General features: G+C 62.8%; 12 protein-coding genes, 1 tRNA gene and 1 pseudogene. 9 read left to right on the top strand and 5 right to left on the bottom strand.

Annotated features, from left to right (window positions below; translation table 11 throughout):
* The first annotated feature begins 151 nt into the window (after positions 1-151).
* The 4 genes from ACH79_RS16460 to ACH79_RS16475 all read left to right on the top strand — a co-directional run bounded on the left by ACH79_RS16460 (position 152) and on the right by ACH79_RS16475 (position 3,817).
* Entirely contained in the window at positions 152-556 is a 405-nt protein-coding gene (locus ACH79_RS16460; RefSeq protein WP_161856398.1) for a response regulator, read from the top strand.
* A 51-nt stretch (positions 557-607) separates the two neighbouring features.
* On the top strand, positions 608-1,225 hold the full coding sequence (locus tag ACH79_RS16465; protein WP_161851919.1) for a LysE family translocator: 618 nt from the start codon (positions 608-610) through the stop codon (positions 1,223-1,225).
* Positions 1,226-1,848: 623 nt separating this feature from the next.
* Complete coding sequence (locus tag ACH79_RS16470; RefSeq protein ID WP_161851920.1) at positions 1,849-3,072, top strand: GGDEF domain-containing protein; 1,224 nt, start codon at positions 1,849-1,851, stop codon at positions 3,070-3,072.
* Between the two features lie 121 nt (positions 3,073-3,193).
* The gene (locus ACH79_RS16475; protein WP_161851921.1) at positions 3,194-3,817 is read left to right on the top strand and encodes an N-acetylmuramoyl-L-alanine amidase; all 624 of its coding nucleotides are present in this window, start codon (positions 3,194-3,196) and stop codon (positions 3,815-3,817) included.
* Positions 3,818-4,077: 260 nt separating this feature from the next.
* Here the strand turns inward: ACH79_RS16475 and ACH79_RS16480 are convergent, their stop codons facing one another.
* From ACH79_RS16480 to ACH79_RS16490, 3 genes are all read right to left on the bottom strand, one after another.
* Positions 4,078-4,470 (bottom strand): hypothetical protein, encoded by a 393-nt coding sequence (locus ACH79_RS16480; protein WP_161851922.1) that lies wholly within the window; start codon positions 4,468-4,470, stop codon positions 4,078-4,080.
* 316 nt (positions 4,471-4,786) lie between these two features.
* The gene (gene rpoH / locus ACH79_RS16485; RefSeq protein ID WP_065750914.1) at positions 4,787-5,683 is read right to left on the bottom strand and encodes an RNA polymerase sigma factor RpoH; all 897 of its coding nucleotides are present in this window, start codon (positions 5,681-5,683) and stop codon (positions 4,787-4,789) included.
* A 214-nt stretch (positions 5,684-5,897) separates the two neighbouring features.
* Positions 5,898-6,923 (bottom strand): RluA family pseudouridine synthase, encoded by a 1,026-nt coding sequence (locus tag ACH79_RS16490; RefSeq protein ID WP_161851923.1) that lies wholly within the window; start codon positions 6,921-6,923, stop codon positions 5,898-5,900.
* Here ACH79_RS16490 and ACH79_RS16495 point away from each other — a divergent pair.
* Positions 6,922-7,260: a hypothetical protein gene (locus tag ACH79_RS16495; protein WP_161851924.1), complete on the top strand. Its 339-nt coding sequence runs from the start codon at positions 6,922-6,924 to the stop codon at positions 7,258-7,260. The two genes, ACH79_RS16490 and ACH79_RS16495, sit on opposite strands and share 2 nt — an antisense overlap.
* A 131-nt stretch (positions 7,261-7,391) precedes the next feature.
* Positions 7,392-7,466: transfer RNA gene (locus tag ACH79_RS16500), tRNA-Glu, on the top strand.
* Positions 7,467-8,080: 614 nt separating this feature from the next.
* On the opposite strand, the gene ACH79_RS16505 is transcribed toward ACH79_RS16500, so the two are convergent.
* Positions 8,081-8,674 (bottom strand): TetR/AcrR family transcriptional regulator, encoded by a 594-nt coding sequence (locus ACH79_RS16505; protein ID WP_161851925.1) that lies wholly within the window; start codon positions 8,672-8,674, stop codon positions 8,081-8,083.
* 168 nt (positions 8,675-8,842) lie between these two features.
* Here ACH79_RS16505 and ACH79_RS16510 point away from each other — a divergent pair.
* The 3 genes and pseudogenes from ACH79_RS16510 (at position 8,843) to ACH79_RS16520 (ending at position 10,881) form a co-directional block, all read left to right on the top strand.
* Positions 8,843-9,675: pseudogene (locus ACH79_RS16510) on the top strand (oxidoreductase).
* Between the two features lie 60 nt (positions 9,676-9,735).
* Positions 9,736-10,032: a YciI family protein gene (locus ACH79_RS16515; RefSeq protein WP_161851926.1), complete on the top strand. Its 297-nt coding sequence runs from the start codon at positions 9,736-9,738 to the stop codon at positions 10,030-10,032.
* Between the two features lie 75 nt (positions 10,033-10,107).
* Positions 10,108-10,881 (top strand): SDR family oxidoreductase, encoded by a 774-nt coding sequence (locus ACH79_RS16520; protein WP_161851927.1) that lies wholly within the window; start codon positions 10,108-10,110, stop codon positions 10,879-10,881.
* 259 nt (positions 10,882-11,140) lie between these two features.
* On the opposite strand, the gene fabF is transcribed toward ACH79_RS16520, so the two are convergent.
* Positions 11,141-12,403: a beta-ketoacyl-ACP synthase II gene (gene fabF, locus ACH79_RS16525; protein ID WP_161851928.1), complete on the bottom strand. Its 1,263-nt coding sequence runs from the start codon at positions 12,401-12,403 to the stop codon at positions 11,141-11,143.
* Between the last annotated feature and the right edge of the window lie 4 nt (positions 12,404-12,407).

Below are 12,407 nucleotides of genomic sequence, written 5' to 3' on the forward strand. Positions count from 1 at the left end.
AATGAAAAAAATCGCGGGTTCCCATAATTTTTGCAAATTGGAACCGAACCATAAAGAGGTTTCCGCTCTTAGTGTCGAGTACCTGACAGAGTGATGCTTTCGACCGATGCGACCCCCTTTGCAGGAGGCTGATATGGGACAATCAAAGCCCTTGGGACAGTCAAAACCCTCTCGCGCGACCGCCCTCATCGTCGAAGACGATCCGATGCAGCGGGACATGATTTGCCTGTTGCTGGAGGAAAGCGAGGTCGACGTCATCGAATGCGAAAGTGCGGAGGCTGCGGAACTGGTGCTGGAGCGCGCCGCCGGCAGCCTGGTCTTGATGATGACCGACGTGCAACTCGCCGGCAACATGGACGGTGTCGAGCTCGCGCACATCGCCAGGAAGTACAATCCCGAGATGGGCGTCATCGTCACCTCGGGCAAGCCGCTGCATCAGGAATTGCCCGACGGTGTGGAGTTTTGGGCCAAGCCATGGGCCCCGCTCGATGTGATCCGCACTGCGGAACGCATGATGCATGAACGACGTCACGACCATGAGGCGCGCGCGCGTTAGTGAACAGGCGTCCCGCTTCCACCGCGGACGCCGCCGTGGTAATGGCAGGGCATGACGCTGTCGTTCCTGCTGACCTCCCTGATCGTGGTCGCGTCCCCCGGCACCGGCGTGCTCTACACGCTGGCGGTGGCGCTGACATCGGGCGCGCGGCCGAGCATCGCGGCGGCGTTCGGCTGCACGCTCGGCATCGTGCCGCATATGGTGGCTGCCATGCTCGGGCTCGCCGCGGTGCTGCATACCAGTGCCCTGGCGTTCGCCGTGCTGAAATGGTGCGGCGTTCTCTATCTGCTCTACATGGCCTGGCAGGCGCTGCGCGAGCGAGGGGCGCTTGCGGTCGATACGGGTGCGGCGGCGAAGGCGCGCTCCAGCCGGCGCGTCATCTTCACCGCCGTGCTGGTCAACATCCTCAATCCGAAACTGTCGATCTTCTTCCTCGCCTTCCTGCCGCAGTTCGTCGCCGTCGACGAGCCGCAGCCGCTGGCGCGGATGCTGGAATTGAGCGCGGCCTTCATGGCGATGACGTTTGCGGTGTTCGCAATCTACGGCCTGTTCGCCGCCGCGTTGCGCGACCGCGTCATCACAAGGCCGAAGGTGATGGCCTGGCTGCGCCGCAGCTTTGCCGCCGGCTTCGCTGCGCTCGGCGCCAAGCTCGCGTTCGCGGAGCGGTAGATTTTTCGCGCGGCCGTCGTTGCTCACCGCCGGAATCAAAAAGGCGGACCCTTGGCCCGCCATTCTCCAAAATTCACCCGGAGTTGGGAGCCCGGGCGGAGCTGAGCACTCCACCCGGGCCGAAATTCACTTCTTCTTGGCTTTCTTGGCCTTCTTGGCCTTCTTCGCTTTCGCCTTCTTCGCTTTCTTAGCCATAGTATCCTCTCAAGGTTTTCATGGATTGAAACGCGACACCGAGGCATGCTTGGCGGAGGGCCAGCCTCGCAACATCCTCAATCATGATCCCAGCAGATTCGCAGGCCGCTGCCGCGTGCCGTCATGGCGTTGTCATCACGTTATCCACAGTTGTTATGCATTTTGACGCGATTTTTGGTCGAAATGCGCGCCGTCACCGCCATCCGCATGCGCGCGCATCATGCTTAACGATGTCCCAACGCGCGCGATCTTCATCAATTCAAAACCACGGTTTGGATTGGCCGATGGCGGTCAGGGTCCGTTAAGCGGCGCGGATGCACCTTGTTCCGCAAGACGACGGGGATCGTCGGCGAGGGAAGTCTCGGGCGGATGTCTTGAGCGGTCGTTAGACAAGAGGGGAGACGGGACGCGCGCGTCCTGAGTTCGCGATGCTGAGCGTTCCGACGCTGTGGACGGTATTCGTCATCAATTTTCTGGCGCTGGGCCTGATCTGGGCCTACGTCATGCGCTGCTATCCGTCGTTCGAGGCCGCGCGGTTCTGGACCGGCTCGGCATTCACAGCGGCGGCCGGGGCGGCGATGGCGACGTTGCGCGTGATCTTTCCCGATACGCTGCTGCCGCTGCTGTTCGCCGGCACCGCGCTGATCCTGGCGATCTGCCTTGCCTCGATGGGGGTGCAGAAGTTCTTCGACCGCCCCCTGTCATGGCGCAACACCCTGCTCATCACCGGTCTCGGCACGATCGGTCTGTGGTTCTTCACCTTCGCGCACGACAGCGTGCCCGCGCGCATGACGGTCTTCACCATCGCCCAGACCTTGCCGATGGCGCTGAGCCTGAAGCTGTTGCTGAGCCGGCATGAGAGCCGGGTCAATCCGGGTGCCCGGCTCGCGGGCATCGTCACGATCCTGATCATGGCCGTGCTCGCGGTCAGGCTGGCCGGCGCGGTCACCGGCTTCGGCTTCTCCTACATGCATTTCAGCCCGGTCCAGTCGGTGGTGGTGCTGGTGCTGGTGTTCCTGTCGATGGCGCTGAATTTCGGCTTCCTGCTGATGGCGATGGACCGCCTGCGCAACGAAGTCGCGGACCTGGCGCTGCTCGACGACCTCACCGGCGTCGGCAACCGCCGCTATCTGCTGCAGCGGCTGACGGAAGAATGCGTGCGCTCGGAGCGCAGCGGCCCGCCTTTCGCGCTGCTGGTGATCGATCTCGACGGCTTCAAGGGCATCAACGACACCCATGGCCACGCGGCCGGCGACGCCTGCCTGCAGCACTTCACCCTGATGGCGCAAACCCGGCTGCGGCCCGGCGACATGCTGGCACGGACCGGCGGCGACGAGTTCTGCATCGTGCTGCCGTCCTCGACGCTGCGCGAGGGCGCCATGATCGCGCGCCGCGTCCTGGAGGTCTGCCGCGCGGACGCCGAAAAATGCACCGGCAACGACATTCCGATCGCGGTGTCGATCGGCGTCGCGCAATGGAGCCGCGAGATGGGCGGCTATCCGGACCGCGTGATTGCGGCCGCCGACCATGCGCTCTACGACGCCAAGAAGGCCGGCCGCAACGGCTTTGCCACCTACGACCCGGCGCCGCCGCTGGTGCCCGAACCTGCGAGCCCGCCAATGCCTGATGTGGCCCTGCGCAAGCGGGCATAAAGCGTTTCGAGCGAAGCATGCCCTCGGACTTGATCCGTGGGTGGCTACCGGTTCGCGTGAAGAAAACGCGTCCAACAAGAACCGGGCATGCTATTTGAGGTCCGTCACCGGACCCTCGCGCATGAATCTTCGCCTCGTCGCGGCCGCACTATTCGTTCTCGTATTTCCCGCGTGTGCGGTTGCGCAAACGCCCGACCTCGCCGCAATCGCGCGCGCATCCGGCACGCCGGATATTCCCGGCCTGAAGATGGTGTGGCTGGCGCCGTGGGGCGACCTCGCAAAGGCCCACCCATGGCGCAACATCATCGTGCACCAGACCGAAGGCCCGGCCGGCTCCGCGCGCGGCGGCGCGCAAGCGCAGTCGAAAAACCCGACGCGGCGCGGCGTCATGGTCTGGGTGGAGACCGATGGCACCGTGTACTGGGCGGTCGGCGAACATCTCGTCCCGACCCATGGCGACGGCGCCAACCGCAACGACAACAAATACATCGACAACGGCCCGACCTATCGGCAGGTGGTCGGCAACAATTCGGTCGGCGTCGAATTCGCCGGCAATTATCCCGACGTGACCCGTGGTCCCACCGAGGCGCAGATCGCGGCGTGGAAAATTTTGGTGAAGGTGCTGCGCGCGCGGTACGGCATCCCGCTCGATCGCGTCTATGCGCACAACTGGATCGACTACAAGGACGCCCGCTATTGCGAAGGCTGCGAGCTTGCAAGGATGGCGCGGGAGTGGGGCGAGTAGGGCGGGCGTGCTCGATCCGCCGAGCAGCATCGCGGATTATCTGCGGACGTGTGATTGAGGGGCTCTCTCAACTCGTCGTGCCCGCTTTCGCGGAGGACGACAGCGGAGTTGGTGGCGCGCGCCGTGCCCCAAAAACGAAGGCCGGCGTTGCCGCCAGCTTTCGCGCCTTCAACGATTGGTCAATTGCGCCTTGCAACAGAGGTCCGAAACCGCCGGTGCCGGACGCAATCGAGACCGACCGCTATCGAGCCTTCTCATGCTCAGGAAAATGCCCTGGGCAGGTCGGCCGACGGCTTGGTGACGATCTGGTGCGCATCTCGCCAAATGACCTCGCGCTGGCCCGACACGGTAATTGCCCGTACCGGCAGGCCACCTTCCTCGAGCAGCCAAGCGCAATAGCGCGCGCGGCTGACTGCCTCGCGGGCTTGAGGATCGAACCAGCAGATGCCCCAAATCGTATCGCGCCGCTTGAAGTGCCGCGCGATACGTCCCGGAATCGGCAGATGCTGTCCGAACCAGCTGAACTGGTCGGAGAGTTCCTGCCGGATCCAGTCGGGACAGTTGTTCTGGTAGATATACCAGGACGCACGAAAGAAGCCGCTCTCCACGCGGCTGTGCGGGTGGATGAGCGGTGTGACGAACCGCAAATACATGACGACAGGGCGCGACGCCGCGTTGCGTCACGCACGCTCCTCGCAGATGGATTGAATGGAAGAACTGCCGGGAAGGGCGGCGTTCAGCTCACGACCAATTGCCGATCACCGATGGGCGGCGGCGGTCAGAACGTATCGATCTCAACTTCATGTCGCCTCCCTTGAAAAGCGCTGAACAAAAAGTGCGCGAACTCGCGCCCGGGGCGCAGCACATACACCAGCAAACGTCCTGCGGCAAGGCGGTTGCAGAATCTATTACTGACAACAAAAAGCCGGCGTTGCCGCCGGCTTTCGTCATCACTCACTTCGACCGCAATCAGTGCGCGGCTTCGAGCTCGGCTTCCTGCCGGGCAATCGTGCCCTTGACGGCCGACTGCACCTTCTCGAAAGCACGGACCTCGATCTGCCGCACGCGTTCGCGCGACACGCCGAATTCGGCGGCGAGGTCTTCCAGCGTCATCGGCTCTTCCGCCAGGCGCCGCGCCTCGAAGATGCGGCGTTCGCGCGGGTTGAGCACGCCGATGGCGCCGGTCAACGCCTTGCGGCGGTGATCGAACTCCTCGTGCTCGGCCATCACGGCTTCCTGGTTGGGCGAGTTGTCGACCAGCCAGTCCTGCCATTCGCCGGCTTCACCGTCGTCGCGGATCGGCGCGTTGAGCGACGCGTCGCCGCCGAGGCGGCGGTTCATGTCGACCACGTCCTGATCCGTCACGCCGAGGCGCTTGGCAATCAGCTTCACCTGGTCGGGGTGGAGATCACCCTCGTCCAGCGCGGAGATCTTGCTCTTCGCCTTGCGCAGGTTGAAGAACAGCTTCTTCTGGTTCGCCGTGGTTCCCATTTTCACGAGCGACCAGGAACGCAGGATGTACTCTTGAATAGAGGCCTTGATCCACCACATGGCGTAGGTGGCAAGACGGAAACCCTTCTCGGGCTCGAACCGCTTGACCGCCTGCATCAGGCCGACATTGCCTTCCGAAACGACTTCGGAGATCGGCAAGCCGTAGCCGCGATAGCCCATGGCGATCTTGGCCACGAGCCGGAGATGGCTGGTGACAAGGTGATGTGCCGCGTCGCGATCGTCATGCTCGCGCCAACGCTTGGCGAGCATGTATTCCTGCTGGGGCTCCAGCATTGGGAATTTGCGGATCTCGGCGAGGTATCTAGAAAGACCGGATTCTCCATTGAGAACCGGCAACGTAGCTGTACGGGCCATTGAGCGCCCTCCAGTGGTTCAGGCCCCCGATAGCGGCGGGCCCGGCAGGTGATCGCTGTGTTAAAGCCAATCACGCTGCGATGTTCCGCGCTGGATATTCAGCGCAGGTGCAACATAGCGGAAAACGAACAAATAGGGAAGGAATGCTGACGTCACGTCCCCGTGTGTCAGCTATAACCTATTGTCATAACTAAGGTTTTCTGAAGAGGCTGCGTCATTGGGCCGCTTCCAGCGCCCGCTGCAGAACAAGCAGATCCTCCGGCAAGGCGGCCTCCCAATGCAGGAGTTCCCCGGTCCGGGGGTGCTCCAGGGCCAGCAGATAGGCGTGCAGGGCCTGCCGGCCCAGTGCATCGAGCGCCGTCCGGGCTTCGGTCGGGAGGTGGCCGGCCTTGGTCTTGAAGTGCGGGCCATAGACGGCATCGCCCATCAGGGGGTGGCCGATATGGGCGAGGTGCACTCGGATCTGATGGGTTCGTCCGGTCTCGAGCTGGCAGGCGAGCAGCGAGGCGACCGGCTTGCCGTCGCGCCCCTGATACGCCGCCTGCAATTCCCAATGCGTGACCGCCTCGCGTCCGCCCGGGCGCACCGCCATCTTCTCGCGAGCGTAAGGATGCCGGTCGATCGGCGCGTCGACCGTGCCGCGTTGGCGATTGGGGACGCCCCAGATGAAGGCCATGTAGCCCCGCTGCATCGGACCGGTGCGGCCGTGATCGGCGAATTGCGCGGTCAGAGATTGATGTGCCTGATCGTTCTTGGCGACCACCATCAGGCCGGTGGTGTCCTTGTCCAGCCGGTGCACGATGCCCGGCCGCCGCACGCCGCCGATGCCGGAAAGGCTGGCGCCGCAATGGGCGATCAGGGCGTTCACCAGCGTGCCGGTCTCGTGTCCCGCAGCGGGATGTACGACGAGGCCCTTCGGCTTGTCGATGACGATGATGTCGTCGTCCTCATAGACGATATCGAGCGCGATATCCTCGCCCAAAGGCTCCGGCGGCGCGGCTTCGGGAACGTCGATTGTGATCGTATCCCCGGCCGCGACATGATAAGCGGGGTCGCGGATGGGGGCGCCTTTGGCGGAAACGGAACCGGCCAGGATCAGCGCTTTCAGCCGCGAACGCGACAGTTCCGGGCGGAGCACCGCGAGCACGCGGTCGAGACGGGGCGATCCCTCGTCGCCGCCGACAGTGACCTCCAGCCTTTGACCGCCGTTAGAGCCTTGTTCCAAAGCAGAGTCTTGCATGACCGATACCGTTGCGCCCGAACCGACCCCCGAGCAGGCCGCGCTGATCGCGCGGGTGCGGCGGATGATGCTGATCGCGGGCCTGACCTCGGCGCTCGCGGTGGCCGTGGTCCTGATCGCCGTCGGGTACCGCCTTTACCGCGGCGAGGGAAGCCCCACCCCAGGCGCGACTGATATCATCGAGACCCTGCCGAAGGGGGCCCGCATCGTTTCGACGGCGGTGGCCGGCGAGCGGCTGATGCTGACCCTGGATATCGGCGGGGTGACCGAAATCCGCACGTTTGACGCCAAGACGCTGAAACCGACCGGAAAGCTCAAATTCGTCAACGAGCCCTGAGGCCTGCGGGATCGGCCAAGAATGCCCGGGCCCGGCGCGCGGACACACGGCAACAGATTTACCCAACCGTGCAAAGGTCCGCAGAGTTGCCTTGCCCACCGCACATTTCGCGGTTATTCCCTCTGACACACGCTCCCTTCGTCTAGCGGTTAGGACGCGGCCCTCTCAAGGCTGAAACAGGGGTTCGATTCCCCTAGGGAGCGCCAGCAAACTCAGGCACTTAGGTAGCCATCAGCCGCGTTCGTTGATTAATGGTTGAATAAGGCGCTGGTGAACAGCGGCGAGCGCTTGCGGAATTTACTGCCGACATCAGCAGATTAGCCTCGGCGCGATGCCTCACTGTCGCTGGCGTATTCGCGAAAAATTTCTTCGTCGCCCTTGGTATCCGGAAATATTCAAACCGCCGCTGACGTGCGCTGCTGTACGCGAGCGCCCTCGGATGTTCGCATTGACGATGCTCGTCGCTCAATCAACTCTTGTTCCTGTCGAGCTTTGTACGAATGGGAGGGCCACGTGAGATAAAATCGACGAGAGAAAACTGGCGGCCAACTGTCACAAAGTCAGTCTAGCCACTCCGAATGCCGCAGAACCGAGCACGATGCCATTCGCCCAGCGGCTTACCTGCACGATTGACGATGCGTGCGAAGTGACCGGCTTGGGACGCACGAAGCTGTACGAGTTGATGGGAGCTGGGCATATCGTCACGACAACGATCGGACGTCGGCGAGACGCCAGTGAAAGGGGTTATCCAAGCGAGCGCAATTTCAACGATGGCTCGAGAGGGTGCGTCGGCGGGTCGGAGGCGGCGCCGATCGGCTCATCAAGCAGTTCGAGAAGATTTCGCATGGCGTTTCACCAGATCATTCGAGACCGTGTCGATGATCTCATCGGATAGTGCGGGATCTGGCACCACGCGGGAGAGGACAACCGATCCGATCATCTCGGCGAGCGCCGTTATCGCCGCGCTCCGCTTCGCTTTTGCACTGCTTCCTGGCACGAGATTGGTTAAAAGCCCGATATAGTTGCTGACGATGCTGCCGAAGCACTCCCGCAGCGCCGGATCGTCGTGACGTGCCGCGTCGGCAGCCATTGCTGCAAGGCCGCATCCCTGCCCCGGATCATCGCGGTGGTCGCGCGACACGTAATGACGCATGAGGGTCTCCAGCGGATCATCGCTCGCTGCAGTACGGCCCGCGATATCCTCGCTCATATCCTTGTTGGCCCGCTTGACCGCTTGAACGATGAGGTCGTCCTTTGACTTGAACTGCCGGTAGAAGCCTCCGGGAGTGAGCCCGGCAGCCCTCATCAAGTCGACAAGCCCGATACCGTCGATCCCACGTTCCCGGAACAGCCTTGCGGCGGTCGCGATCACCCGCTCGCGATTCTGCTCGACCGTTTCCTTGCTGACCTTCACGAGCCCTTTCCTTCCGATGGCGGCGGCCGACACACAACGCCGGCGTGACCTCTTTCGACGGGCTCGGACCCGGCGTCCAGAAGGCCCTTGACAATGATTACGTACATAATCATAAATGGACGATGATTACGATCATAATCATTAGCGGCACTGACAAGGGAATTCGAGATGGCACAGGCACAATCACGCACAGCGGAAGAAAAGGTCGCCCTGATCACGGGCGCTTCCGGAGGCATCGGGCTTGCGGCCGGACTTGCCCTGATCCGCGCGGGATATCGGGTGTTCGGCACCAGTCGTCAGGCCGCGCCCGACGAGGTGCGGCAGGGCATTCATATGCTCCGCTGCGATGTCACCGATGATCAGTCGGTCAAGCAACTGATCAAGGATGTCGTCGGGCTTGCAGGCCGGATCGACGTGCTCGTGAACAATGCCGGCCGCAGCTTGATCGGCGCCGCCGAGGAATCATCTCTCGATCAAGCCCGGAGCCTGTTCGACATCAATGTCTTCGGCATCCTTCGCACCACCACTGAAGTGCTGCCCATCATGCGCAAGCAGGGCCGGGGCGGATCATCAACATCAGTTCGGTGGCAGGCTTCCTGCCCGGACCATATACAGCGCTCTAAAACGCCACCAAGCACGCCGTCGAAGGCTATTCCGAATCGCTCGATCACGAACTGCGAACATTCGGCATTCGTGTCTCACTGGTCGAGCCAGTCTTCACCCGCACCGCGCTGGAAGAGAATGGCGCCAAGCCCGACCGGATCCTGAGCGTCTACGACAAGGGACGCGCGGCCATGAACGCGACTTGGCGCAACGGCATCGCGGCCGGCGATCCCGTGGAAGCCGTGGCGGACAAGGTGGTGCAGGCTGCCACCGAAAAACAGCCGAGCATTCGGTACACGCCCGGAAAGGTGGCGGGCCGTCTCCGCCTGATGCGACGCTTTGTTCCTGAAAAGACTTTCGAGAAGAGCTTTCGCAAGCAGATGGGCGTGGCCGATTGATCGCGCTACTCGAGCGATCGCCAAGCAAGCAGACATGTCTCTTTCACCGAGGAGCGACCCATGAGGTACTATTTGTGCAAGTACATTCCGCCGCGCGCTGATTTTCTCGCGACCATGACCGCCGATGAGAAAGCATGGATGAAGCAGCACGGCGCGTTCCTGGATGACCTGCTCGAAAAGGGGCAGGTCGTCGCGCATGGCCCTGTCATGGACCCGAGTGGCGGTTATGGCGTGTCGCTCTATCAGATCGCCGATGACCAGGAGATAAAGGCGATCACCTCGGAAGACCCCATCGTGAAGAACGGCGCCGGTCACTATGAGCATCACCCGATGCTTCATCTGAAGGCGCGTGGCTAACCGTGCCGCTCCGACGACTTGACATCATCGATCCCCGGGCATCCCGATACTCGAAACTCAATTAGGACAGCATCCATGACGACCGCACTCGTTACCGGCGCCTCGAGCGGCATCGGCGCAGTTTACGCACGCCGCTTGGCCGCACGCGGCCACGATCTCGTGCTCGTCGCTCGCGCGACCGACAGGCTCAATACCCTCGCCACCGAACTGCGCAATGCGCATGGCATCGCGGTCGAAGTCATCACGGCCGATCTGATCGACGTCTCTCAACTCGAACCGGTTCTCCGACGCCTCCGCTCCGATCCGTCTATCGACATCCTCGTCAACAATGCAGGCGCGGCGTTGATCGGTGATTTCGCGACCGCCGATCCAGTCAAGATGGACGAGCTGCTACGGCTGAACGTGGTCGCGCCGACGTTGCTCGCGTCCGCCGTCGTCGGCCGCATGGTTGAACGCGGCAACGGCGCGATCATCAATATCGCGTCGGTGCTGGCTCTGCTCCCCGAACATTCCCGGGGCATCTACTCAGCCACCAAGTCCTACCTGATGACGCTGTCGCAAGGCCTTGCCGCCGAAGTCGCGTCGAAGGGCGTCTATGTGCAGGCCGTGCTGCCTGCGGCCACGCGCACCGAGATTTACGAACGAGCTGGTGGCGACGCCAGCAAGGTGCCCAATGTCATGGAGGTTGAAGATCTCGTGGATGCGGCCTTGGTCGGCTTCGATCGCAAGGAATTGGTGACAATTCCGCCGGTGCCCGATGTGGCGGCGTGGGACGCCTTTGAGAAGGCGCGCGGCGTTTTGGCGGCAGGCTTCGGCAACTCCAAGCCCGCCGCGCGTTATCGCGCCTGACGGCGAAGTTGGTCGTCGTCGCTCGCTGATTGGCGCGAGCAAATCGGACATCTGAGCGATCAGAGTGGTCACCATTTCGGAGCGCGCCGCCGGTACTCGAGTGCTTCCCCCGCCACCACGGGCCGATTTTGTACGACAACCAACGATTTTGTACGACTTCTTGTGCTTGATGGTAGCTCCCCTATGTCCGCGTGATCGATCGGCCATCGCTTTCATCAGCCTGGACATGTTATTCGGCGTCGGAGCTATCGATTTTTTTTCATTGCCAACGTCGAAAGATGATGCTGGCGTTGACGCCTCCGAAGCCGAATCCATTCGAAATTGCATGCTCCATCGCCATCCGCCTGGGCTCGCGAGAGACGAGGTCGACGCCTTCGGCTGCCGCGTCGCCGTTTTCGAGATTGAGGGTGGGCGGTGCGACCTGGTCGCGTAATGCGAGGATCGTAAAGATCGCTTCCGCTCCCCCGGCTGCGCCAAGCAGATGACCGGTCGCCGATTTGGTGGCGCTGACGGCAATTTTACCGTCGCGGCCGAATACGGCTTTGATCGCTTCAAGTTCGGAAACGTCGCCAACCTGCGTCGAAGTGGAATGGGCGTTGAGATGCTGGATGTCACCGGGCTTGAGGTCGGCCTGCCTCAAGGCGCCTTCCATCGCGCGCCGCGCGCCGTCTCCGTCCTCCGGTCCTGAGGTGATGCGGTAGGCGTCAGCCGTCGTGCCATAGCCGGCGATTTCCGCGATCGGTTGGGCGCCGCGGCGGAGCGCATGTTCCAACTCTTCGATGACGAGGATACCGGCACCTTCACCCATGACGAAGCCGTCGCGGTCGCGGTCGAAGGGGCGGGACGCGCGCGCTGGCGTTTCGTTGAAGCCCGTTGAAAGGGCCCGGGCAGCGGCGAAGCCGCCGAGGCTAACGAGATCGATGCAGGCTTCCGAGCCACCGCAAATCGCAACATCCGCTTCGCCGCCTCGAATGAGGCGTGCGGCATCGCCGATCGCCTGCACGCTCGCGGCGCAAGCTGTAACGGGCGTACCGATGGGACCCTTGAAGCCGTAGCGGATGGAAATATGACCGGCCGCGAGATTTGCGAGAAAGGACGGCACGGTGAAGGGTGAGAGGCGCCTGACCCCGCGCTGATCGGTGGTGCGAACCGCCTCGACAATTGCCGGAAAGCCTCCGATGCCCGATGCGATCACGGTCGCCGTGCGCTCGAGCGAGTGTGCGTCGGAAGGAGTCCATGCGGCTTGTGCAATGGCCTCGGCCGCGGCGACCAGTGCGAACAGGATGAAGCGATCCATCCTCCGCTGGTCCTTGGGAGCAACGACCAGATCGGGATCGAAGCCGCCATCCGGATCGTCGGCCTTTGTCGGCACGATTCCAGCGACCCGCGCGGGAAGGGCAGCCGCCCATTCGGGAAGGGCAGCCAGCCCTGAACGGGCCTCGAGCAGGCGGGACCATGCCAACTCACTGCCGCAACCCAGCGGTGATACCAGTCCCAACCCTGTAACGACGACACGACGCATAATG

It is taken from the genome of Bradyrhizobium sp. CCBAU 051011, assembly GCF_009930815.1.
In the GTDB taxonomy this organism is placed as follows: domain Bacteria; phylum Pseudomonadota; class Alphaproteobacteria; order Rhizobiales; family Xanthobacteraceae; genus Bradyrhizobium.

Bases quoted from the DNA above. Each gene is read 5' to 3' on its own strand.
- ACH79_RS16465 (WP_161851919.1), top strand. From the start codon at position 608: ATGACGCTGTCGTTCCTGCTGACCTCCCTGATCGTGGTCGCGTCCCCC.
- ACH79_RS16470 (WP_161851920.1), top strand. From the start codon at position 1,849: ATGCTGAGCGTTCCGACGCTGTGGACGGTATTCGTCATCAATTTTCTG.
- ACH79_RS16475 (WP_161851921.1), top strand. From the start codon at position 3,194: ATGAATCTTCGCCTCGTCGCGGCCGCACTATTCGTTCTCGTATTTCCC.
- ACH79_RS16480 (WP_161851922.1), bottom strand. From the start codon at position 4,470: ATGTATTTGCGGTTCGTCACACCGCTCATCCACCCGCACAGCCGCGTG.
- rpoH (WP_065750914.1), bottom strand. From the start codon at position 5,683: ATGGCCCGTACAGCTACGTTGCCGGTTCTCAATGGAGAATCCGGTCTT.
- ACH79_RS16495 (WP_161851924.1), top strand. From the start codon at position 6,922: ATGACCGATACCGTTGCGCCCGAACCGACCCCCGAGCAGGCCGCGCTG.
- ACH79_RS16490 (WP_161851923.1), bottom strand. From the start codon at position 6,923: ATGCAAGACTCTGCTTTGGAACAAGGCTCTAACGGCGGTCAAAGGCTG.
- ACH79_RS16515 (WP_161851926.1), top strand. From the start codon at position 9,736: ATGAGGTACTATTTGTGCAAGTACATTCCGCCGCGCGCTGATTTTCTC.
- ACH79_RS16520 (WP_161851927.1), top strand. From the start codon at position 10,108: ATGACGACCGCACTCGTTACCGGCGCCTCGAGCGGCATCGGCGCAGTT.
- fabF (WP_161851928.1), bottom strand. From the start codon at position 12,403: ATGCGTCGTGTCGTCGTTACAGGGTTGGGACTGGTATCACCGCTGGGT.